Here is a 22017-nt window from a genome sequence, read left to right on the forward strand (position 1 = left end):
CCGACTGCGCATCGTGCGGCGCGACTTCGCAGGAGGGGGCGGTCGTCTGCGGTTCGTGCGGGCGGCCGTCGGCGCCGCCGCCCCCGCCCCCGCCGGCGGGCGCCCCGCCCGCCGCACCGCCCGTCCCGCCCTCGTACGGTCCGCCGCCCGGTGCCCCCGGGTACCCGCCGCCCCCGCCGCCGCCCGTCGCCGGGCCGCCCGCGGTGGGCAGCTGGGGCAGCGGGAACCCGTACGAGCCGCGGCGCGGGCCCTCGCCGGTGATGCGCTGGCTCACCGGATCGGACTGGCGCCCGGCGCTCCGGGCCGCGATCGCCCCGACCGGCGTGCTGCTCGTGGCGGCGCTGATCACGGCCGTCCCGAGCGGCTACGACTACGACGCGTTCATCGCCTCGCCCGGCTACGGCGACCGGTTCGGCGCGGCGCTGGCGATGACGCTGAACGCCTTCGGCGCGCCGTTCCGGCTGACCGGGCACCCCGCGTCCGGCCGCGACACCCTGGACGACCTGGAGCTCGCGTTCCGGGTGCTGCCGATGACCGTCACCGTGCTCTGGGCACTGGCGCTCTGGCTCGGCCTGCGGGCCGGGGCCCGCGGGCGCAAGGCGGCCGGCGCCCAGCTGACCCGCGGCCAGGCCGGTGGCGAGGCACTGCGCACCGCCGTGGTGCTGGCCGGGTTGACGCTGCTGATCGGGCTGGCCGGAGGGACGACCTGGCAGCCGGCGGACCGGTTCGACGACGAGTCCGGCTACCCCCTGCGGAACACCGGCATGAGCTTCGGCGCGGACTCGGGCTGGGTCGAGGCGGTCGGGTGGACGGCCCTGCTGGCCGCCGCACTGGCCTTCGCCGTCCACGGCACCGACGCCCTGCGCTGGGCGGCCTGGCGCAACCGGTCGGTGCGCGGCTGGGCGGTGGCCGCGCTCACGGCGGGCCAGGCGCTGGCGCTGGCGGTCGGCCTGGCCGCGCTGGTGGCCTTCGTGCTGGTCGCGGCGAACAGCAAGGAGGGCGTGGAGACGGCGGTCTCGCTCGCGTTCCTGCCCAACCTGGGCCTCCTCCTGCTCGGTTTCGGCTCGGGGTCGACCTGGCGGGTGCACTCCGGGCTGTCCGGCCAGGGCGAGAGCTGGGGCGACCGCAGCAGCGACGCGGAGATCTCCTTCTTCGACCTGCACGACGCGGCCGCGGACTGGCGCTGGTGCGGCCTGCTCGCGCTCGCCGCGGCGGGCCTGCTCGGCTGGTCCGCGTACCGGCGCCGACTGGACGCGGCCGACCGGCTCCGGCTGGCGGCCGTGTACGGGGTGGCGCTCACCGTGCTGATGGCGGTGGCCGGTGCGCAGATGACCAGGACGATGTCGATGCGGGGCTGGACCTCCTCGGCCCGCGTGGACATGTCCCAGGAGACCTCGGTCGGCCTGGTGTTCCTCAGCGTGCTGCTGGCCAACCTGGTCTGGTCGGTGGTCGGCGCGGTGCTGGTGCCGCCGCTGCTGGCGGCCGTCCGCGGTCGGGGTGTGGGCGCGCCGCAGACCGCGGTGCCGTACGCCGAGTCGCCGTTCGCGTCCGCCCAGGGCACTGGAACCCAGGGCGCTGGAACCCAGGGCGCCGGCGTGCAGGGGGCCGGAGCCCAGGCCGGCGGCCCGTACGCGCAGGTGCCGCCGCAGGTGCCGTACGCGACGCCGGGGGCGCCGGTGGCGCCGGGCCACGGCGTGCCGCCGCAGTCCGGCGGGCCGAGCGAGGTGCTGGACTCGCACCCGGCGCCGCCCGCTCCGGCCGGCGGGACGTCGGCGCCCGGCGCGGTGCCGCCGCCCCCGGGCCAGGAGCCGGTCGACCCGAGCGTCTGGCGCGAGCACCCCTGACTGCGGGCGCCCCCGACGGGCACCCCTGACTCCGGGCACCCCTCACTCCGGGCGCCCCCGAAAAGGGCAAAGGGCCCCGCGGGGGAACGGGGCCCTTTGTCGTTCAGCACTCGGCGTCAGGGCCGCGCCGGTGCTGCGGTGACGGCGCCGGGGGAGGAGCGCCGTCGTGTCGGTTGGCTTCGGGGTGCGCCGTGCGGCTCCGGCGTGGGTGGCCGGTCGCGCGGGGCGCGGACGTCCGTGGGCGGCGGGTCGGTGCGCAGGTCTGCGCCGGGCCCGCGCTCACGGAGTGTGAGCGGTAAGCCGCTGCCGCCTCCCTGCGGCGCGGCTGCGGAGAACGCCGTCGCGGGCCTCCTCGGCGAGCCGTGAGGCGCCGGGAGAACCGCTTACAACGAGCATCGTGCTGGACGAGGGGCTCGCTCTGCAACCGGTTCGGCACAGTTCGGCACAGAGCATTTCCCGTCGAGCCCGCCGCTGATGATCACGGTGAGTAGCGGTTCGGGTGGTTGTGGCGCACGGGGACGCGCGTAGCGGCGCTGGGTGGACGGGGGAGTGCGCCCGGGCGCGCACCGGATCGGACCGGGGGTGTGACGACCGGTCCCGGGCGTCCCCGGACCCCGGCCGTCCCACCTCTCGGCCCAGTCGCGGCCGGGTTCGCTGTCCCCTGCTGGCCGGCCGCGGCACCCGCGCACGGTCCCACGGAGCCGTGCGCCCGGCGGGCCGGGCGGCGGCACCACGTGCGCCGGTGTACTGGGGTGAAGCTCCACGCGTGGTCCTGCTGCCGTACGGCGGTGCCCCCGCGGGGGCGGCGGCGCGTCTGGCGGACGCGGCGCGGCCGTACGTTCGTCAGAAGCAACGAACCGCCGCCCCGCGCGGTCACGGTCCATTGGACGTGCAGACGAGTGAAACCGGACAGCCCGGTAGAATCGGTGTCCAGACACCCCACACCGTCCGCCGCAGCCGCAGCCCCGCCGGGGCGGCGGCCACGCGCGACACCTCGATACCGCTGCCGGAAGGCCGTCTGTGTCCTCTGCAATTCCCGTCCAGTCCGCGCCGGACAACGACCCCGTCCTGGTGGTCGACTTCGGCGCCCAGTACGCCCAGCTCATCGCCCGTCGGGTGCGTGAGGCGCGGGTCTACAGCGAGATCGTGCCGAGCAGCATGCCGGTCGCCGAGATGCTCGCCAAGAACCCCAAGGCGATCATCCTCTCCGGCGGCCCGTCGTCGGTCTACGAAGAGGGCGCGCCGCAGATCGACCGCTCGATCTTCGAGGCCGGTGTCCCGGTCTTCGGCATGTGCTATGGCTTCCAGCTGATGGCCAAGAGCCTCGGCGGCACCGTCGACAACAACGGCGCCCGCGAGTACGGCCGCACCCCGCTGACCGTCTCCCGCACCGGCTCCACCCTGTTCGAGGGCGTCCCGGCGCAGCACTCGGTGTGGATGTCGCACGGCGACGCCTGCTCCGCCGCCCCGGAGGGCTTCACCGTCACCGCCTCCACCGACCTGGTCCCGGTCGCGGCCTTCGAGAACGACGAGGCCCGGCTCTACGGCGTCCAGTACCACCCCGAGGTGCTGCACTCCGACCACGGCCAGCAGGTCCTGGAGCACTTCCTCTACCGCGGCGCCGGCATCGCCCCGACCTGGACCACCGGCAGCGTGGTCGACGAGCAGATCGCCCTGATCCGCGAGCAGGTCGGCGACAAGCGCGCGATCTGCGGCCTGTCCGGCGGCGTGGACTCCGCGGTCGCGGCCGCCCTGGTCAACAAGGCCATCGGCGACCGGCTGACCTGCGTCTACGTCGACCACGGTCTGATGCGCAAGGGCGAGACCGAGCAGGTCGAGAAGGACTTCGTGGCCGCCACCGGCGTCCAGCTGAAGGTCGTCGACGCCTCCGAGCGCTTCCTGAACGCGCTGAAGGGGGTCACCGACCCCGAGGAGAAGCGCAAGATCATCGGCCGGGAGTTCATCCGGGTCTTCGAGCAGGCCCAGGCCGAGATCGTCGCCGAGGCCGGCGAGCAGGGCGAGTCGGTCGACTTCCTGGTCCAGGGCACCCTGTACCCGGACGTGGTGGAGTCCGGTGGCGGCACCGGCACCGCCAACATCAAGTCCCACCACAACGTCGGCGGCCTGCCCGAGGACCTCCAGTTCCAGCTGGTCGAGCCGCTGCGCAAGCTGTTCAAGGACGAGGTCCGGATGGTCGGCCAGGAGCTGGGCCTGCCGGAGGAGATCGTCCAGCGCCAGCCGTTCCCGGGCCCGGGCCTGGGCATCCGGATCGTCGGCGAGGTCACCAAGGAGCGCCTGGACCTGCTCCGCGACGCCGACGCGATCGCCCGCGAGGAGCTGACCGCGGCCGGTCTGGACCGCGAGATCTGGCAGTGCCCGGTCGTGCTGCTCGCCGACGTCCGCAGCGTGGGCGTGCAGGGCGACGGCCGCACCTACGGCCACCCGATCGTGCTGCGCCCGGTCTCGTCCGAGGACGCCATGACCGCCGACTGGTCGCGCCTGCCGTACGACGTGCTGGCGAAGATCTCCACCCGGATCACCAACGAGGTCCGCGACGTGAACCGCGTCGTCGTCGACGTCACCAGCAAGCCGCCGGGCACCATCGAGTGGGAGTAGCACTCCCACCGGCCGCCGGGAGGTTTCCGCGTCCCTGAGGCCGATGCCTGAACGGCCGCGCCGTCGTTCCCCTAACGGAGGGAGCGACGGCGCGGCCGTTTGCGGTGCGGGCGCCGCTCGTCGGGAGGGACCTCCCACCGAAAGCGGCCGGGAGCGGGCAGAATGCGGACCGGACCTGTCAGGCGGTGGCAGGCGGCGAGGGAAGGTGTGAGGGATGTCGGAGGCCAGCAACCCGGTGCCGGCAGGCGGGGGAGCGGCCGGTCCGGCCGCCCGGGCGGCGCAGCTGAGGGCGCTAGCGTCCAGGTACGCGCTGCTGCCGCTGCGGCTCTTCCTCGGCGTCACCTTCGTCTACGCCGCCCTCGACAAGCTCTCCGACGCCCACTTCCTGGCCGGGGCGGGCGACCCGGCCTCCTTCGTCTCGCAGACCCAGGCCGCCAAGGCGGGCGGCAGCCCGGTCTCCTTCCTGCTCGGCCCCGCCCTCGGCCACCCGACCCTGTTCGCGCTCGCCGTGGCCTTCGGCGAGCTGGCGGTGGGCCTCGGCACCCTGCTCGGCCTGTGGGGCCGGGTCGCCGCGCTCGGCGGCGCGCTGCTCAACCTCAGCCTGTGGCTGACGGTCAGCTGGAGCGTCTCGCCGTACTACCTCGGCAACGACCTGGCCTACCTGATGGCCTGGACCCCGCTGCTGCTGGCCGGCACGCCGGACCTGTCGGTGGACGGCTACCTGGCCCGCCGGGCCGCGCGGGACCGCGAGCGCGGGCTGGGCGAGGACCACGTCAAGCGCCGGGCCCTGGTGGACGGTGGGATCGCGGCCGTCGCGATCGGCGGGGCCGGGCTGCTCACCGGCTCGCTGACCCGTACCTTCGGCCGGGACGAGCCGGCCGCCGCCAAGCAGTCGGCGGCCCCGGTCGCCGACGCGCCGGCCCCCGGCGCCGCGGTCTCGAACGCCCCGGCGCAGGCCCCCGCGGTGCCCGCCGCGAGCGTGCCGGTCGGCGGCTCGGCCCAGGTCAAGGACCCGGCCACCGGGGACGCCGTCTACATCGTGCAGCCCAAGGCCGGCCAGTACTGCGCCTTCTCCGCGGTGTGCACCCACTCCGGCTGCGCCGTGGACGCGCCGAAGAACGGCCAGCTGTACTGCCCCTGCCACGGCTCCAGGTTCGACGCCGCGACCGGTGCGGTGGTCAACGGGCCGGCGGTCAAGCCGCTGCCCAAGTACGCCGTCAGCAAGAACGGGGACCAGCTGACCCTGGGCCCGCAGCAGAGCTGAGGACCCGGGGCCGGGCGGGCGCGCTCGGGGCGCTCACGGGGCGGTCAGTCCTCGCGGTCAGTCCTCGCGGTCGGGCCGGCCGCGCCGGGCCACCGCCGCGACCGCGCCGGCCAGGCCGCCGACGCCGAGCACGATGAAGGCGACGGGGATGACGATCCGCCCGTTCACCGACCGGTCGTTGAGCGCCGCGACCAGGTAGACCACGGCGATCACGGTGAACAGCGCACCCGCGATCAGCGAGAACAGGTCGAGCCGGTGCTTCCTCACTGCTGAACCACCTTGATGTTGCCGAGCCCGAGTCCGAGTTCGAGATTGAGGGTGCCCTTGGCCGGCTGCCCGTTGGCAGGGCCGATCAGGTAGGTGTGCCGTCCGGTGCTGTCGCTCCGGTCGTCGGGGGCGGAGACGTTGCCCAGGCCGACCCGGGCCACCACGTTCACCGTCACGTCGTCCGGCACGGTGACGGTGATGTCGCCGACGCCGAGGTCGACCTTGGTGGAGAGGGTGGCCCCGGCCGGGTCGACCGCGGACAGGTTCAGGTTGATCTTCCCGGCGGCCAGGTTGTACCGGTCGTGCAGGTCGGCCGCCGAGGCGACGGTCCACTCGCGGTCGCCGACGGCGTTGCGCATGGAGTCCGGCGCGTGGCCGACGAAGGCCAGCGCCAGGGTGAGCAGCATGCCGGTCACCGCCAGCCGGCGGGCCCGGCCGAACTTCGCGCCGACCAGCAGGGTCAGGCCCACCACCAGCAGTGCGGTGGCCAGCACCGTCGCGCCCAGCACGGTGGGGTTGTGGTGGTCGGCGGAGGCGGCCCAGACCGCGGCGCCGGCGCCGACCGCCAGCAGGAAGCCGAAGAAGCCGAGCGCCGAGCGCTCCCGGGGGTGCCGCACGGCGGCGGGCGCTGGGCGGCGCTGGGCGTTCTCCTTGCGCAGCGGGTCGCCCTCGGGCAGGTCGGCGCGCTGCCACCAGGGCTGGGCCGGGACGCCGGCCGGGGGCACGGGGGTGCCGTACGGCGGGGTCGGGCCGGCCGGGGAGGCGCCCCCGTACGGGTTGCGCTCGGGGTGGCGCGGGTCCCACAGGTAGCCGCCGGGGCCGGGGGCCGGGCCGTCGGCGGGGGTCCGCCCGGCGGGCCGGGCGGCCTCGTCCTGCTCCGGCCGCGGCCAGCGGTAGGCCCCGGTGCCGTCGGCGCTCGCGGCGCCGGTGACCCCGGTGCCCTCCTGCCCGGGGAAGTGGCGGTCGTACGGGCCGCAGCTGCGGCGCTCGCGCCCCCGACCCCGGCCCCGGCGGCGCTCCGGGTCGTAGCGCACCGCGAGGAAGACCAGGGCGGCGAGCAGCAGCAGCGGGAACATCTGGTCCCCGTCGCCCATCGAGGAGAAGAACACCCCGGTGCCGATCACCGTCAGCAGCACCGCGCCGACCGACTGGCCGTCCACCCGCCCGGTGAGCACCCGCTGGAGCTCGGTGCGCCCGCCGCGGCCCTTGGGCTCGCCGTCCGTCGGGACGATCAGCCAGGCCAGGCCGTACAGGAACAGCCCGAGGCCGCCGGAGAGGCAGAGCACCACCGTGACGATCCGGAACACCACCGGGTCGATGTCCAGGTGCCGGCCGAGGCCGCCGCAGACGCCGGCCACCACGCGGTGGTGCTCGGCCCGGGTCAGTGGCGGGCGGTCCGGTTCCGGCGGGGCGGCGGGCCCGGCCTCCTCGATGCGGGGGTCCTCGGTCATGGGCACCATCCTTCCGGCAGGGGACGGCCCGGCCCAACCGGGTCGATCCCTGTCCGTACCCTGACTTGTCCCTGATACGGGATGGGGACACACCCTGATGCGCCCGCGGGCGCCCGCGTGGAACCATCGGTGGCGTGGCAGCCCCCGGTACCGATCCCCGAACCATCGCCCCCGACGCCGTGCCGTCGGCCGGCGCCGACCCGAGCGCGCCCGACGGCGGTCGGCCGCCCTACCGGCGGCTCTACCGCAGCCCGCGGGGCCGGATGCTCGGCGGCGTCGCGCACGGCCTGGCGGTGCACCTCGGGCTGCCGGTGCGGTGGGTGCGGATCGCCTTCGTCGTGCTGTTCTTCGCGCAGGGGATCGGCGCGCTGCTGTACGCCGCGTTCTGGTTCGTGGTGCCGATCGGCATCGGCGAGCCCTCGCAGCGCGGCGGCGCCCAGTGGGTGTACGTCAACGGGGCGTTCGTCCCGGCCTCGCCCGGGGTGCAGGGCGGGCTGCTGAACAAGGGCGGCCAGGCCACCGGCTGGGTGGGCCGGATGCGCCGGCTGCTCCAGCACACCCTGCAGGGCGAGCCGGTGACCGCCCCCGCGGAGGGGGAGGAGGCCGGGCCGGCCGGCAAGGCCGGGCAGGGCGGCCTCGGCCAGCTCGCCGCCCTGGTGATGACCGTGATCGGCGTGATCGCGCTGCTCAACGTGCTCGGCTGGCAGACCGCCAAGCCGTACACCTGGCCGCTGCTGGCGATCGGCGTCGGCGTGGCGCTGGTCTGGCGGCAGGCCGACGACTCGCGCTGGCAGCGCTGGTTCGGCATCGAGGAGGGCGAGAAGCGGCGCGGCGCCTACACCCGGGTCGGCGCGGGCGTGCTGCTCGCGGTGGTCGGCACCATCGCGCTGCTCGCCATGCAGGGCAGCGGCTCCACGCTCGGCTCGGTGATCGAGGCCTCGCTCGCGGTGCTGGTCGGCGTGTTGGTGCTGCTCGGCCCGTACGGCCTGCGGCTCTGGCAGGACCTCGGGGCCGAGCGCACCGCCCGCATCCGCGCCCAGGAGCGGGCCGAGATCGCCGCGCACATCCACGACTCCGTGCTGCACACCCTGACCCTGATCCAGCGCAGGGCCGAGGACCCCAAGGAGGTGCTGCGGCTGGCGCGCTCGCAGGAGCGCGAGCTGCGGCTGTGGCTGTACCGCCCGGAGGCCGCCGCCGAGGCCGCGCCGGACACCATGGCGGAGACCCTGCGGGCCGCCGTCGCCGAGGTCGAGGACCGGCACGGCGTCCAGGTCGAGCTGGTGATCGTCGGCGACTGCCCGATGGACGAGAGGATCGCGGCACAGATGCAGGCCGCGAGGGAGGCGACCGTCAACGCGGCCAAGTACGGTGGCGGGGGACCGGTCCAGGTCTACGCCGAGGTGGAGGGGAGGACGGTGTCGGTGTTCGTCCGCGACCACGGCCCCGGCTTCGACCCCGATACGGTGCCCGAGGACCGGATGGGCGTACGGGAGTCGATCATCGGCCGGATGAAGCGCAACGGCGGCACCGCTCGGGTGCGGCCGGCGGCGGGCGGCGGTACCGAGGTCGAGCTGGAGATGGAGAGAACGGATGACTGAGGCAGCTCCGATGGGGGTGCCCCCAGCCGAAGGCCGGGGGAGGACCGCACGGGTCGTACTGGTGGACGACCACCGGATGTTCCGGACGGGGGTCAGGGCCGAGATCGGCCGTACCGAGGTGACCGGCATCGACGTGGTCGGCGAGGCCGACGACGTGGACTCGGCGGTCCGCGTGGTCGCCGAGACCAGGCCGGACGTGGTGCTGCTCGACGTCCACCTGCCGGGTGGCGGCGGCGTCGAGGTGCTGCGCCGCTCGGCCGGCGTGATGGGGGAGCAGGGAGGGGTGAAGTTCCTGGCGCTGTCGGTGTCGGACGCCGCCGAGGACGTCATCGGCGTCATCCGCGGCGGCGCGCGCGGCTACGTCACCAAGACCATCACCGGCACCGACCTGGTGAACGCGGTCTTCCGGATCGCCGACGGCGACGCGGTGTTCTCGCCCCGGCTGGCCGGCTTCGTGCTGGACGCCTTCGCCGCCACCGACACCCCGCCGGTGGACGAGGACCTGGACCGGCTCACCCAGCGCGAGCGCGAGGTCCTGCGGCTGATCGCCCGCGGCTACGCCTACAAGGAGATCGCCAAGCAGCTCTTCATCTCGGTGAAGACGGTCGAGAGCCACGTCTCCGCCGTGCTGCGCAAGCTCCAGCTGAGCAACCGCCACGAGCTGACCCGCTGGGCCACCGCCCGCCGCCTGGTCTGACAGGTCCGGGAGCCGAAGCCCGCCCGCCCCGGATCCTTCGGGGCGGGCGGGCTTGTCGGCGGGTGGCCATAGACTCGATGTGCCATGAGTAGCCTCTTTGACGACCTTCCGCTCCCCGGTTTCGAGGCCCCCGCCGCCGGGTCGAAGCAGCCCGCCGCTCCCGTGGACGAGGAGCCCCCGCCGTACGAGGACGACCTCCCGTACGACGCGTACGAGGAGGCCATCCCGGACGGGCTGTTCCAGACCGACCACGCCGCCGAGACGGAGCGGGACGCCTGGTACCGCAACGGCGCCACCAGGGCGGTGATCGACCCGGCGCAACTGCTGGAGGGGATGAACGACCCGCAGCGCGAGGCGGTGCTGCACGCGGGCTCCCCGCTGCTGATCGTGGCCGGCGCCGGCTCGGGCAAGACCCGGGTGCTGACCCACCGGATCGCCCACCTGCTGGGCGCCCGCGGCGTGCAGCCGGGGGAGATCCTGGCGATCACCTTCACCAACAAGGCGGCCGGCGAGATGCGCGAGCGCGTCGAGGCGCTGGTCGGCCCGCGCGCCCGGGCGATGTGGGTCTCCACCTTCCACAGCGCCTGCGTGCGCATCCTGCGCCGCGAGTCCAAGCAGCTGGGCTTCACCTCCAGCTTCTCGATCTACGACTCGGCCGACTCGCAGCGGCTGATGTCGCTGGTCTGCCGTGACCTCGACCTGGACCCGAAGCAGTTCCCGCCGAAGTCCTTCACCGCGAAGATCAGCAACCTCAAGAACGAGCTGATCGACGAGGAGACCTTCGCCGACCAGGCCGCCAACCCGATGGAGAAGAAGCTCGCCGAGGCGTACGCGCTCTACCAGCGGCGGCTGCGCGAGGCCAACGCGCTGGACTTCGACGACATCATCATGACGACGGTGAACCTGCTGCAGGCCTTCCCCGACGTCGCCGAGCACTACCGGCGCCGGTTCCGGCACATCCTGGTCGACGAGTACCAGGACACCAACCACGCCCAGTACATGCTCGTCCGGGAGCTGAGCGGCGGATCCGTCGCGGCCGCGCCGAAGCGCACCGCGGACGGGGACTTCGTGAACCCGGCGGCCGCGCACCTCGCCGAGGTGCCGCCGGCCGAGCTGTGCGTGGTCGGTGACGCGGACCAGTCGATCTACGCCTTCCGCGGCGCGACGATCCGCAACATCCTCCAGTTCGAGGAGGACTACCCGAACGCGACCACGATCCTGCTGGAGCAGAACTACCGCTCCACCCAGACGATCCTGAGCGCCGCCAACGCCGTCATCGAGCGCAACGCCAACCGCCGCGAGAAGAAGCTGTGGACGGCCGGGGACCACGGCGAGAAGGTCGTCGGCTACGTCGCGGACGACGAGCACGGCGAGGCCCAGTTCATCGCCGACGAGATCGACCGGCTCACCGACAAGGGCGAGGCCAAGCCCGGCGACGTCGCGATCTTCTACCGGACCAACGCCCAGTCCCGCGTGTTCGAGGAGGTGTTCATCCGGGTCGGCCTGCCGTACAAGGTGGTCGGCGGGGTGCGCTTCTACGAGCGCAAGGAGGTCCGGGACGTCCTGGCGTACCTGCGGGTGCTCTCCAACCCCGAGGACACCGTGCCGCTGCGCCGGATCCTCAACGTGCCCAAGCGCGGCATCGGCGAGCGGGCCGAGGCGATGATCGACGCGCTCGCCGCGCGGGAGCGGATCTCCTTCGCCCAGGCGCTGGTGCGGGTCGACGAGGCGTACGGGATGGCCGCGCGCTCGGCCAACGCCGTCAAGAAGTTCAACACCCTGATGGCCGGGCTGCGCCAGGTGGTCGAGTCGGGCGCGGGCCCGGCGGCGGTGCTGGAGGCCGTCCTGGAGGAGACCGGCTACCTGGCCGAGCTCCAGGCGTCGACGGACCCGCAGGACGAGACCCGGGTGGAGAACCTCCAGGAGCTCGCCTCCGTCGCCCTGGAGTACGAGCAGGACCCGGGCGAGCGTCCGGACGCCGGGGAGGAGGGCACGCCGCCGGTCGGCTCGCTGGCCGACTTCCTGGAGCGGGTCGCGCTGGTCGCCGACTCCGACCAGATCCCCGACGAGGACGAGGACGGGCAGGGCGTCATCACGATGATGACCCTGCACACCGCCAAGGGCCTGGAGTTCCCGGTGGTCTTCCTGACCGGCATGGAGGACGGGATCTTCCCGCACATGCGGGCGCTCAACCAGGTCAAGGAGCTGGAGGAGGAGCGCCGGCTCGCGTACGTCGGCCTCACCCGGGCCCGCGAGCGGCTGTACCTGACCCGCTCGGTGCTGCGCAGCGCCTGGGGGCAGCCGGCCTACAACCCGGCCTCGCGCTTCCTGGAGGAGATCCCGGAGGCGCTGGTGGAGTGGAAGCGCACCGGGGCGGCCCAGGCGCCGGTCCAGCGCGGCTACTCCTCGGGCGCGTCCTGGGGCAAGTCCTCGTCCGGCGGCGGGAGTTCGCGCTCCTCGTCGTCGGCGGCGTCGCCCAAGGCCGGCTGGGGGCAGTCGGCGCGGCGCGGCGGCGGCCAGCTGGTGGAGCGCGAGGCCGTCTCGCTCGCGGTCGGCGACCGGGTCACCCACGACAGCTTCGGGCTGGGCACCGTGGTGGCCGTCACGGGCGTCGGCGACCGGGCACAGGCCACCGTCGACTTCGGCACCGACGGGCGCAAGCAGCTGCTGCTGCGCTACGCGCCGGTCGAGAAGCTGTAGGGCGTTCTAGCGCGGGTCCAGGCCGTTCGAGAGGAACCAGGGCAGCGGGTCGATCGGCCCGCTGCCCGGCGGCCGGATCTCGAAGTGCAGGTGCGGGCCGGTGCTGTTGCCGCTGCTGCCGACGAAGGCGACCACGTCGCCCTGCTTCACCGGGCCCTTGCGCACCTTGTACGCCCGCAGGTGGCAGTACCAGGCCTCGGTGCCGTCGGACATCTTGATGATCGTCATGTAGCCGTAGAACGGGTTCCACTGGGTGCGGAGGGTGCCGTCGGCCACGGCGTAGACCTCGGAGCCGCCGTCCACCGGGAAGTCGATGCCGGTGTGCCGGTTGGCCCAGTGGGTGCCAGCCTCGCCGAACACCTCGCCGAGGCCGTGCCGGGCGACCGGCATGACCACCTTGGGCTTGACCGGCTCGGGCGCCGGCTCGGCGGTGGGCTGCGCGGTGGGGGCCTCGGCGGGGGCGTCGGTGGGCTGGGCGCCGGCCAGCGGCTGGCGGGCGTCGCCGCGCGAGGCCTGGGCCGGTGCGCCGGCCGCGACCGCCTGGGCGGCCGCCGTCCGCGCGGCCGCGGTGTCCGGGGCGTTGTCCGTCGCCGTCTGCGGCACTCGCCCGGCGGCCTGGGCGCGCTGCTGGTCGGCCTCGCCCTGCACGGTGACCGCCGCCGCGGCGGCCACGCCGAGCGCCGCCACCGACGGCAGCGCGACCCGCAGCAGCGCCGTCCGGGTGGCCGCCTTGGCGGCGCCGCGGCGCTGGGCGCGGGACTGTTCGCGGGCCGCGAGGCGCAGCTCCGCACGGGTCGGACGGGCGGCTGCATCGGGAGCCATCGGGGGCTGCCTCCTCGGTGGGCCTCGGACGTCGTCGGGCGAGGGGGAAAACAGCCGTGACTGTAACCGCAAGGTCGACGCTCCGGAAAACCCTCCGGATGTCAAGGGGGCGGCCGGGGGGTCTGTGCGGAGGTTGCGGGAAGGAGGGGTATACCCGCTGGTAGCAAGGCCCGGAGCTGTGACTTTGCCCTCCTCTTCGGGGGTGGCACGGTCAACCGTGCCCGGTGGCGCTAACCTCCCCTCAGATTGGTTATTGACCGTTAACCGCGCCGACGGCCCACGAGGCCCGGTCGGATGGTGGACGACGATGTCCAGGAGGCAGTCATGAGTGTGTCGGGGCCGATCCGTGTGGTGGTCGCCAAGCCCGGGCTCGACGGTCACGACCGTGGTGCCAAGGTCATCGCGCGCGCCCTGCGCGACGCCGGTATGGAGGTCATCTACACCGGACTGCACCAGACGCCCGAGCAGGTCGTCGACACCGCGATCCAGGAGGACGCGGACGGCATCGGGCTGTCGATCCTCTCCGGCGCCCACATGACGCTGTGCGCGCGGGTGCTGGAGCTGCTGAAGGAGCGCGACGCGGAGGACATCAAGGTCTTCTGCGGCGGGATCATCCCGGACGAGGACATCGCCGAGCTCAAGGCGATGGGCGTCGCGGACATCTTCACCCCGGGCACGCCGACCCGGGACGTGGTCGCCTGGGTCGAGTCGAACCTGCGGGCCGGCTGAGCCACCGGGCGTCGAGCGGGCCGGCCCCTCCCGGGGCCGCCCCGCTCCGTCGTGTCCGGCGCTCCGTCGGGTTCAGCCCGCCAGCTCCGCGAGCATCGCCGCCCGGAAGCGCAGGGTGCCGGCCAGTCGGGCGAAGGTCTCGGACCACGCGGAGTCCGGGGCGGCCCCGGCGGCCAGCTCCTCCACCGCGGCGGCCGTCTCCGGGGCGAGCGCGCGCTCCGTCATCCCGAGCACCCCGCTGTGGCTCCACGGGTACGCCCCGGAGGCCGCCGCCCGGGCCAGCGCCGTCACCACGGCGGTGGACAGCGGCGGCGTCCACGGGGTGGCGCAGGCGCCGAGCAGTTGGAAGGCCTCGCCCAGTCCGTGGACCGTGATGAACGCGGCCGTCCAGGCGGCCCGCTCCTGTGGCGGGAGGACGGCCAGCAGCTTGGCCGGGGCGCCGGTGGCCCGCGGCGAGCGGGTCCGGGCGCCGCGTCCGGGCGGGGCCGGGGCCGGGCCGAGCAGCGCCCGGGCCCAGTCGGCGTCCTGCTGGCGGACGGCCGCCCGCGCCCAGGCCTCCCGCAGGTCGTCGGCCCAGCTGCTGCTGGTCTCGTCGAGGCTGTCGCCGACCCGCAGGGCGAGCAGCTGCTCGGGCGTCAGCCCGGTGCTCGTCGACCAGGTCGCCAGTGGCGCGGCGGCCACCACCTCGCCGAACCACCAGGCCCGTTCGCCGCGCCCGGTGGGCGACTTGGGGGCGATCCCGTCGCGCTGCATCCGGGCGTCGCACTCGGCGGGCGGCGTGACCAGCAGGTGGGTGCCGGTGTCGGCGAGCCGGACGGCGGCCCGGGCCCGCTCGGCCATCCGGTGGGCCAGCGCCGAGTCGGGCAGGGCGGAGAGCAGCTCGGCGGCGGTGGCCCGGACGTTCTTGCTGCGGTCGCCGAGGGCGGCCTCCAGGAACGGTTCGTCGGCGGGGGAGAGGCCCTCCTGGAGGGCGTCCAGGAAGAGCAGACGGTCCTCGGCGCGCTCGGTGGCCCAGGTGCCGCGCAGCAGTTCCAGGCCGGCCGCGGGATCGCGGCGGCGCAGCAGCGCGAGGTGGGTGACCCGTTCGGCGAACAGGCCCTCGTGCCAGAGCCGGTCGTCCGCGCACTCCTGCGGCAGCTCGGGCGTGGTGGTGCGCAGCACGAACCGCCAGTCGGGGTTCTGCTCGGCCAGCCAGCGGCCCAGCGGACCGGCCAACGCCACGGCGTCGGGCCGCAGTTCGCTGCGGGCGCGGGCGGCGTCGAGCAGGCCGGGCACCAGCGCGGCGGGCGGGCGCAGGCCGCTCGCCCGGGCGGTGGTGAGCCACTGGGGCAGCAGCTCGGCCAGGTTGGCCAGGGTGCCGCCGCCGGCGCCGGTCCGGCCCGAGAGCAGGACGGCCAGGCGGCGGGCTGCGGGCTCCGGCAGTTCCGGGCGGGTGTCCTCGGCCGCGGGCGGGCCGGGCGGCTCGGCGGCTGGTACGGGCAGCGCGCCGGCCCGGCGGCGGACGGCGGCCAGCGCGGCCAGCTCCAGCAGGGCGGAGGCCTGGTCGCCCCGGTCCACGGCGTCGGCGAGCGGCAGGGCGGTGGCCGGGAGCGGTCGGCGGTCGGTCCCGAGCAGGGCGCTGGTCTGCAGCGTCTCCCACGGGTCCTGGGTGGTCGTCATTCTCGGTGCTCCTAAGCGTTGGTGAGGCCGACCGGGCGTCGGCCGGCAGCCCAGGCCGTGACCGGGGCGAAGCCCTGGTGGCCGTACTCGCCGAAGACCGTGAGCGGGCGGCCGGTGGAGACCGCGGCCAGCCGCCACAGCGCGGCCTCCGGGACGGTCGAGGTGCGGACCGGCACGGTGTGGTGGCCGTCCGTCAGGAACCAGCCGTCCGGGGTGCGGACCGGGACGACGTCGCCGAGCACCGTCGGCCGGCTCTCCAGCCACGGGTCGTCGGCGACGGCGGTGCCGTAGCCGGCCACCGCCTCGGCGACGGTCAGCCCGGCAGGCGGCCCGGCGGGGCCCGGCTCGGGGGCGCCGTAGCGCTTGCCGAGGGTGGCGCGCAGCGGATGGGCGCCGGGGTAGTAGGCGAGCTGGGCCTCCACCAGGTGGCCGGTGGGCAGGGCGAGGGCGGGCGCCTGGCCGGAGTGGCCGAAGGCGAGCAGCAGGGCCGGGCGGCCGGTCTTGGCGCCGCGCAGCCAGACCCGGCGGGTGGTGAGCCGCTCGACCGTGGTGTCCCGGCTGCCGAGCACCAGCCAGCGGTCGCGGACGCCGGCCCCCAGCGTGCTGTCGTCCGCGGGGTACCCGACCCGGGTGCGGACGGTGGCGGCCAGTTCGGGCGGCAGCTCGTCCATCCGGGTGGCGGCGGTGGCGAGCAGGTGCAGCATCGCGTACTCCTCCAGCAGCCGCTCCTGCGGCAGCGCGTCCAGTTCGCGGACCCGGGTGGCCAGGCCGGGGGCCTGCGCGTCGACCATCCGGGCGGCGACCTCCTCCCAGGGCCCGGCGGTGGACTGGTCGGCCAGGCCGTGCCGGACCCGGTCGGCCAGCCGCAGCCGCAGCTCGGCGGCCCCGGCGGTGACCCGGGCGCCGCGCTTCTCGGCCCGCCGCCGGGCGGCCTCCGGGTCGACCGGCTCCGCCGCGCGCTTCTCCGCGCGCTCCTGGCGGGACTTGAGCCACTCGGCGACCCAGTCGGCGGGCTCGCCGGCCGGGACGGCCTGCGGGGTGCCGCTCCACAGCAGGAGGAGCCCGAGCGCGTGCTTGCACGGGAACTTCCGGCTGGGGCAGCTGCACTGGTAGGCGGGCGTGGCGAGTTCGATCGCGGTGCGGTACGGCGTGCGGCCGCTGCCCTTGCACTCGCCCCAGAGCGCGGTGCCGTCGGTGCCGGTGCCGGACCACGGCGCGGGCGCGGAGAGCTTGCCCGCCGCCTTCTGCGAGGCGGCGTCAGGTGCCAGGGACAGGACGTGTTCGGTGCTCCAGCGTTCCTCCATGCGACCGACCGTAGGCGGCGGCACTGACAGCGGCTGACGGGCCGTCCGCGGGCCCCGCCGGGTTGTCAGTGGCTCGGTGCAGGGTTGTTCCCAACAGGTCCTGACTCCCCGATCACCATTGCGCCCGGGGCACCCGTGTGCCCGGGGCCGACCCGAAGGAGCCCGAGATGGCCGACGTTCTGCGGCAGCACGCCGAGGACGCGTTCGCCGGTGAACTGGCCGCACTGGCCGCGCAGGACGACCGTCCGCGCCCCGAGCGCTGGAAGCTCTCGCCGTGGGCCGTGGCGACGTACCTGCTCGGCGGTGAACTGCCCGACGGCACCCGGATCACCCCCAAGTACATCGGCCCGCGCCGGGTCGTCGAGGTCGCCGTGACGACCCTGGCGACGGACCGCGCGCTGCTGCTGCTCGGCGTGCCGGGCACCGCGAAGACCTGGGTGTCCGAGCACCTGGCGGCGGCGATCAGCGGCGACTCCACGATGCTGGTGCAGGGCACCGCCGGCACCCCCGAGGAGGCCGTCCGGTACGGCTGGAACTACGCCCAGCTGCTCACCCACGGGCCCAGCCGGGACGCCCTGGTGCCCTCGCCGCTGATGCGGGCGATGGCCGACGGCAAGATCGCCCGGGTCGAGGAGCTCACCCGCATCCCCGCCGACGTACAGGACAGTCTGATCACCATCCTGTCCGAGAAGACGCTCCCGATACCGGAGTTGGGAGCCGAGACCCAGGCGGTGCGCGGCTTCAACGTGATCGCCACCGCCAACGACCGCGACCGCGGCGTCAACGAGCTGTCCAGCGCGCTGCGCCGCCGCTTCAACACCGTGGTGCTGCCGCTGCCGGGCTCGCTGGACGAGGAGGTCGACATCGTCACCCGCCGGGTCAACCAGCTCGGCCGCTCCCTGGACCTGCCCGAACTGCCCGGCGGCGCCGAGGAGATCAGGCGCGTGGTCACCGTCTTCCGCGAGCTGCGGGCCGGGATCACGGTGGACGGCCGGACGAAGGTCAAGACCCCGAGCGGCACCCTCTCCACCGCCGAGGCGATCTCGGTGGTGACCAACGGGCTGGCCCTGGCCGCCCACTTCGGCGACGGCGTGCTGCGCGCCGGGGACGTGACGGCCGGCATCCTCGGCGCCGTCGTCCGCGACCCGGTGGCGGACCGGGCGGTCTGGCGCGAGTACGTCGAAGGGGTGGTGCGCGAGCGCGACGGCTGGAAGGACTTCTACCGCGCCGCCCGCGAGGTGACGGCGTGACGTCCGAGGTCGCCCTGCTGGGCATCCGCCACCACGGCCCCGGATCCGCCCGGGCGGTGGCCGCCGCGCTGGCGCGGTGGCGGCCGGACGCGGTGCTGATCGAGGGCCCGCCGGAGGCCGACGCGATCGTCCACCTGGCCGCCGAGAAGGACCTCGTCCCGCCGGTGGCGCTGCTCGCCCACGCGGTGGACGACCCGGCGAGGGCCGCCTTCTGGCCGTACGCCGAGTTCTCCCCGGAGTGGGTGGCGATCCGGCACGCCGTCGACCACGACCTGCCGGTCCGCTTCATCGACCTGCCCGCCGGGTACGGCTTCGCGCCGGAGGAGGAGGGCGCCGAAGCGGAGGGCACCGAGGAGGACGGCGCGCGGGAGGGCGCCGAGCCGGTCGCCGACCCGCTGGCGCTGCTCGCCGAGGCGGCCGGGCACGACGACGCCGAGCGCTGGTGGGAGGACGTGGTCGAGCACCGCGCGCCCGGCGGCGACGCGCTGGCGCCGTTCGCCGCCGTCGCCGAGGCGATGGGCGCGCTGCGCGCGGAGGGTCTCGGCGAGTCCCGCCGGGACCGGCTGCGCGAGGCGCACATGCGCCAGCAGATCCGCGCCGCCCGCCGCGCCGGGCACCGGCGGATCGCCGTGGTCTGCGGGGCCTTCCACGTCCCCGCGCTGGAGCGGATGCCCACCGTCGCCCACGACCGGGCGCTGCTCGCCGGGCTGCCCAAGAAGGTGCGCACGGACATCACCTGGGTGCCGTGGACGCACCGCCGGCTCTCCCAGTCCGCCGGCTACGGCGCGGGCGTGCAGTCGCCCGGCTGGTACCACCACCTGTTCACCACCGACGGGGACCCGGTCCCGCGCTGGCTCACCCGGGCCGCCGAACTGCTGCGCGCCGAGGACCACCCGGTCTCCTCCGCGCACGTGATCGAGGCGGTCCGGCTCGCCGAGACGCTGGCCGTGCTGCGCGGACGCCCGCTCGCCGGGCTGACCGAGACCCTGGACGCGGTGCGCGCGGTGCTCTGCGAGGGCTCGGACGTCGCCCTGGAGCTGGTCCGGGACCGCCTGGTGGTCGGCGACGCGCTCGGCGAGGTCCCGGACGCCGCGCCGGCGGTGCCGCTCCAGCGCGACCTCACCCGGCTGCAGCGCTCGCTGCGGCTCAAGCCCGAGGCCGCGCCGAAGGACGTCGACCTCGACCTGCGCAAGGACACCGACGCGGCCCGCTCCCGGCTGCTGCACCGGCTGCGGCTGCTGGGCGTGGACTGGGGCGTGCCCGCGCGGTCCTCGGTGAACTCGACCGGGACGTTCCGGGAGAGCTGGCGGCTGTGCTGGCAGCCCGAGTTCGCGGTCCGGATCGCCGAGGCCGCCCAGTGGGGCACCACGGTCGAGGAGGCGGCGGTCAACAAGGCCGTCGGCACCGCCCGCGCCGCCGAGGAACTCGCCGAGCTGACCGGCCTGGTGGAGACCTGCCTGCTGGCCGGGCTGTCCGGGGCACTGCCCGCCGTGATGCGGGTGCTCGCCGACTGCGCGGCCCTGGACACCGATGTCGCGCACCTCGCGGGCGCGCTGCCCGCGCTGGTCCGCGCGCTGCGCTACGGCGACGTGCGCGGCACCGACCACGGGGCGCTCGCCGAGGCGGCCTCGGGCCTGGCCGAGCGGATCTGCGTCGGGCTGCCGCCCGCCTGCGTCGGCCTGGACGCGCAGGGCGCGGAGGCGATGCGCGGCCGGCTCGACGAGGTGCACGGCGCGATCGGGCTGCTGGCCGCCGATCCCGCCGCCTCCGCCACCACGGAAGACGCCGCCGTCGAAGAGGCCGCCGAAGGCACCGCGCCGGACCCGGAAGGCCTGGCCGGCCTGGCCGGCCTGGCCGACCGCTGGGCCGCCGCCCTGCGTTCGCTGGCCCGCCGCGAGCCGGCCGGCGGACCGGCCACCGGCGCCCCCGGGCTGCTGCGCGGTCGCGCCGTGCGACTGCTGCTGGACGACGGCCGGCTCGACTCCGAGGAGGCCGGCCGACGGCTGCGGCTGGTGCTCTCCGTCGCCAACGCCCCGGCGGACGCGGCCGGTTGGGTCGAGGGCTTCCTGACCGGCGGCGGCGCCCTGCTGCTGCACGACCCCCGGCTGCTCGCCCTGCTGGACGAGTGGCTGACCGGGGTGAGCGGCGAGGTCTTCACCGACGTCCTGCCGCTGCTGCGCCGCACCTTCGCCGGACTGGAGGCGGGCGTGCGCACCACCATCGGCGGCCGGGTCGCGGCCGGCCCGCTCGGCGAGCTCCCGGCCGCCCGGGCCGAGTCCGGCGAGCTGGACCGGGCCCGCGCCGACGCCGCCGTCCCCGTGGTGGCCCTGCTGCTCGGGCTCCGTCCGACGATCCCCCGGCAGGCCGCCGGCCGCGACACCTGACACCGCCGCACCGCCGTACCGAACGCACCGCCTACCGAACGCCGGGCGCACCGCCGCCGGCCGCACCGCCGCACCGAACGCACCGCCGTACCGAACGCCTGCCCCACCGCAGGACCCGCTGAAGAGGAGGACGAGATGGCAGCGCCCACGACCGACGAACGGCTGCGCCGCTGGCGGCTGGTGCTCGGCGGCGAGGCCGACGGCACCGGCTGCACCCTGCGCGGCCGCGACGCCGCGATGGACGGCGCCCTCGCCGCGCTCTACCGGGGCGCCCCCGAGGAGGGCGCCCGGGGTGGTCGCGGCGGCCGCCGCAGCGCCGGGCTGGGCGGCTCGGCCCCGCAGGTGGCCCGCTGGCTGGGCGACATCCGCGAGTACTTCCCGTCCACCGTCGTGCAGCTGATGCAGCAGGACGCGATCACCCGGCTCGGCCTGGACCGGCTGCTGCTGGAACCGGAGATGCTGGAGGCCGTCGAGCCGGACGTGCACCTGGTCGGCACCCTGCTGTCGCTCAAGCACGCGCTGCCCGAGACCACCCGGGAGACCGCGCGGGCGGTGGTCGGCAAGGTGGTCGCCGACCTGGAGCGCCGGCTCGCCGACCGCACCCGGGCCACCCTCGGGGGCGCCCTCGACCGCAGCGCCAAGGTCAACCGGCCGCGCCACCGGGACATCGACTGGGACCGCACCATCCGGGCCAACCTGAAGAACTACCTGCCCGAGCACGGCACCGTCGTCCCCGAGCGGCTGGTCGGCTACGCCCGCGCCCAGCAGGCCGTGAAGAAGGACGTCATCCTCTGCATCGACCAGTCCGGCTCGATGGCGCCCTCGGTCGTCCACTCGGCGGTCTTCGGCGCGGTGCTCGCCTCGATGCGCACCCTGGACACCCGACTGGTCGTCTTCGACACCTCGGTGGTCGACCTCACCGAACAGCTCACCGACCCGGTCGACGTCCTGTTCGCCACCCAGCTCGGCGGCGGCACCGACATCAACCGCGCGCTCGCCTACTGCCAGTCGAAGATCACCCGGCCCTCCGAGACCGTCGTGGTGCTGATCAGCGACCTGTACGAGGGCGGCATCCGGGACGGCATGCTCAAGCGGGTCGCCGCGATGAAGGCGGCCGGCGTCCAGTTCATCGCCCTGCTCGCGCTCTCCGACGAGGGGGCCCCGGCGTACGACCACGCGCACGCCGCCGCCCTGGCCTCGCTCGGCGCGCCGGCCTTCGCCTGCACCCCGGACGCGTTCCCGGAGATCATGGCGGCGGCCATCGAGAAGCGTCCGATCCCCGTGCCGGACCAGAGGGCGTGAGGATTCACCCGAACGCGGTAATCCGCCCGATCGGTGGACCGGCCGCCCGCCCCGGCCTTCCGGGCATTCTGTGACGGTTCTCACCCAAGGCGGGCAGGCTCCCGGGCGGAACAGGCCCGTCCCACGGGGA

15 protein-coding genes and 1 pseudogene are annotated in these 22017 nt (G+C 75.2%); 11 read left to right on the top strand and 5 right to left on the bottom strand.

All coding sequences use genetic code 11. The features are described from left to right. Positions 1–203: 203 nt before the first annotated feature. From ACZ5OX_RS10325 to ACZ5OX_RS10340, 4 genes and pseudogenes are all read left to right on the top strand, one after another. A complete protein-coding gene (locus tag ACZ5OX_RS10325; protein ID WP_465629486.1) occupies positions 204–1844 on the top strand; it encodes a hypothetical protein in 1641 nt (546 codons plus the stop codon). 1020 nt (positions 1845–2864) lie between these two features. Beyond that, positions 2865–4460 carry a glutamine-hydrolyzing GMP synthase gene (guaA, locus tag ACZ5OX_RS10330; protein ID WP_402416654.1) on the top strand — a complete coding sequence of 532 codons (1596 nt, stop codon included), beginning with the start codon at positions 2865–2867 and terminating at the stop codon, positions 4458–4460. A 214-nt stretch (positions 4461–4674) separates the two neighbouring features. Further along, positions 4675–5208: pseudogene (locus tag ACZ5OX_RS10335) on the top strand (DoxX family membrane protein); the annotation flags it as partial. Between the two features lie 231 nt (positions 5209–5439). Continuing rightward, positions 5440–5724 carry a QcrA and Rieske domain-containing protein gene (locus tag ACZ5OX_RS10340; RefSeq protein ID WP_465629623.1) on the top strand — a complete coding sequence of 95 codons (285 nt, stop codon included), beginning with the start codon at positions 5440–5442 and terminating at the stop codon, positions 5722–5724. A gap of 57 nt (positions 5725–5781) precedes the next feature. Here the strand turns inward: ACZ5OX_RS10340 and ACZ5OX_RS10345 are convergent, their stop codons facing one another. Then, positions 5782–5991, bottom strand: coding sequence for a hypothetical protein (locus ACZ5OX_RS10345; RefSeq protein WP_449788204.1), 210 nt, complete (start codon positions 5989–5991; stop codon positions 5782–5784). Next, positions 5988–7442, bottom strand: a complete 1455-nt coding sequence (locus ACZ5OX_RS10350; RefSeq protein WP_465629487.1) for a PspC domain-containing protein — start codon at positions 7440–7442, stop codon at positions 5988–5990. Before ACZ5OX_RS10350 ends, ACZ5OX_RS10345 begins: the two co-directional genes overlap by 4 nt. A gap of 263 nt (positions 7443–7705) precedes the next feature. Here ACZ5OX_RS10350 and ACZ5OX_RS10355 point away from each other — a divergent pair, with 263 nt between their 5' ends. The 3 genes from ACZ5OX_RS10355 to pcrA all read left to right on the top strand — a co-directional run bounded on the left by ACZ5OX_RS10355 (position 7706) and on the right by pcrA (position 12437). Beyond that, positions 7706–9040, top strand: coding sequence for an ATP-binding protein (locus ACZ5OX_RS10355; RefSeq protein ID WP_449809971.1), 1335 nt, complete (start codon positions 7706–7708; stop codon positions 9038–9040). Continuing rightward, complete coding sequence (locus ACZ5OX_RS10360; protein WP_449788206.1) at positions 9033–9737, top strand: LuxR C-terminal-related transcriptional regulator; 705 nt, start codon at positions 9033–9035, stop codon at positions 9735–9737. Before ACZ5OX_RS10355 ends, ACZ5OX_RS10360 begins: the two co-directional genes overlap by 8 nt. Positions 9738–9821: 84 nt before the next feature. After that, the gene (gene pcrA, locus ACZ5OX_RS10365) at positions 9822–12437 is read left to right on the top strand and encodes a DNA helicase PcrA (protein WP_465629488.1); all 2616 of its coding nucleotides are present in this window, start codon (positions 9822–9824) and stop codon (positions 12435–12437) included. A 6-nt stretch (positions 12438–12443) separates the two neighbouring features. Here pcrA and ACZ5OX_RS10370 read toward each other — a convergent pair whose 3' ends face one another. Further along, complete coding sequence (locus ACZ5OX_RS10370) at positions 12444–13259, bottom strand: M23 family metallopeptidase (protein WP_465629489.1); 816 nt, start codon at positions 13257–13259, stop codon at positions 12444–12446. Positions 13260–13583: 324 nt separating this feature from the next. Between ACZ5OX_RS10370 and ACZ5OX_RS10375 the strand changes: the two genes are divergently transcribed. Then, positions 13584–13988: a cobalamin B12-binding domain-containing protein gene (locus ACZ5OX_RS10375; protein ID WP_224285525.1), complete on the top strand. Its 405-nt coding sequence runs from the start codon at positions 13584–13586 to the stop codon at positions 13986–13988. Positions 13989–14060: 72 nt separating this feature from the next. Here the strand turns inward: ACZ5OX_RS10375 and ACZ5OX_RS10380 are convergent, their stop codons facing one another. Then, on the bottom strand, positions 14061–15647 hold the full coding sequence (locus tag ACZ5OX_RS10380; protein WP_465629490.1) for a DUF5691 domain-containing protein: 1587 nt from the start codon (positions 15645–15647) through the stop codon (positions 14061–14063). Positions 15648–15658: 11 nt separating this feature from the next. Then, the gene (locus ACZ5OX_RS10385; protein ID WP_465629492.1) at positions 15659–16951 is read right to left on the bottom strand and encodes an SWIM zinc finger family protein; all 1293 of its coding nucleotides are present in this window, start codon (positions 16949–16951) and stop codon (positions 15659–15661) included. Between the two features lie 167 nt (positions 16952–17118). On the opposite strand from ACZ5OX_RS10385, the gene ACZ5OX_RS10390 reads away from it, so the two are divergent. The 3 genes from ACZ5OX_RS10390 to ACZ5OX_RS10400 all read left to right on the top strand — a co-directional run bounded on the left by ACZ5OX_RS10390 (position 17119) and on the right by ACZ5OX_RS10400 (position 21887). Then, positions 17119–18201: an ATP-binding protein gene (locus tag ACZ5OX_RS10390; RefSeq protein ID WP_402416679.1), complete on the top strand. Its 1083-nt coding sequence runs from the start codon at positions 17119–17121 to the stop codon at positions 18199–18201. Then, a complete protein-coding gene (locus tag ACZ5OX_RS10395; protein WP_465629625.1) occupies positions 18159–20585 on the top strand; it encodes a DUF5682 family protein in 2427 nt (808 codons plus the stop codon). Before ACZ5OX_RS10390 ends, ACZ5OX_RS10395 begins: the two co-directional genes overlap by 43 nt. A gap of 135 nt (positions 20586–20720) precedes the next feature. Next, positions 20721–21887: a VWA domain-containing protein gene (locus ACZ5OX_RS10400; RefSeq protein ID WP_392867209.1), complete on the top strand. Its 1167-nt coding sequence runs from the start codon at positions 20721–20723 to the stop codon at positions 21885–21887. The last annotated feature ends 130 nt before the right edge of the window (positions 21888–22017 follow it).

The sequence above is a fragment of the Kitasatospora sp. NPDC032121 genome (assembly GCF_055580145.1).

What these genes read in the sequence shown, in the direction of transcription:
- ACZ5OX_RS10370 (WP_465629489.1), bottom strand. Translation starts at nt 13,259, where the DNA reads ATGGCTCCCGATGCAGCCGCCCGTCCGACCCGTGCGGAGCTGCGCCTC.
- ACZ5OX_RS10385 (WP_465629492.1), bottom strand. Translation starts at nt 16,951, where the DNA reads ATGGAGGAACGCTGGAGCACCGAACACGTCCTGTCCCTGGCACCTGAC.
- ACZ5OX_RS10360 (WP_449788206.1), top strand. Translation starts at nt 9,033, where the DNA reads ATGACTGAGGCAGCTCCGATGGGGGTGCCCCCAGCCGAAGGCCGGGGG.
- ACZ5OX_RS10390 (WP_402416679.1), top strand. Translation starts at nt 17,119, where the DNA reads ATGGCCGACGTTCTGCGGCAGCACGCCGAGGACGCGTTCGCCGGTGAA.
- ACZ5OX_RS10380 (WP_465629490.1), bottom strand. Translation starts at nt 15,647, where the DNA reads ATGACGACCACCCAGGACCCGTGGGAGACGCTGCAGACCAGCGCCCTG.
- pcrA (WP_465629488.1), top strand. Translation starts at nt 9,822, where the DNA reads ATGAGTAGCCTCTTTGACGACCTTCCGCTCCCCGGTTTCGAGGCCCCC.
- ACZ5OX_RS10350 (WP_465629487.1), bottom strand. Translation starts at nt 7,442, where the DNA reads ATGACCGAGGACCCCCGCATCGAGGAGGCCGGGCCCGCCGCCCCGCCG.
- ACZ5OX_RS10375 (WP_224285525.1), top strand. Translation starts at nt 13,584, where the DNA reads ATGAGTGTGTCGGGGCCGATCCGTGTGGTGGTCGCCAAGCCCGGGCTC.
- ACZ5OX_RS10355 (WP_449809971.1), top strand. Translation starts at nt 7,706, where the DNA reads ATGCTCGGCGGCGTCGCGCACGGCCTGGCGGTGCACCTCGGGCTGCCG.
- ACZ5OX_RS10400 (WP_392867209.1), top strand. Translation starts at nt 20,721, where the DNA reads ATGGCAGCGCCCACGACCGACGAACGGCTGCGCCGCTGGCGGCTGGTG.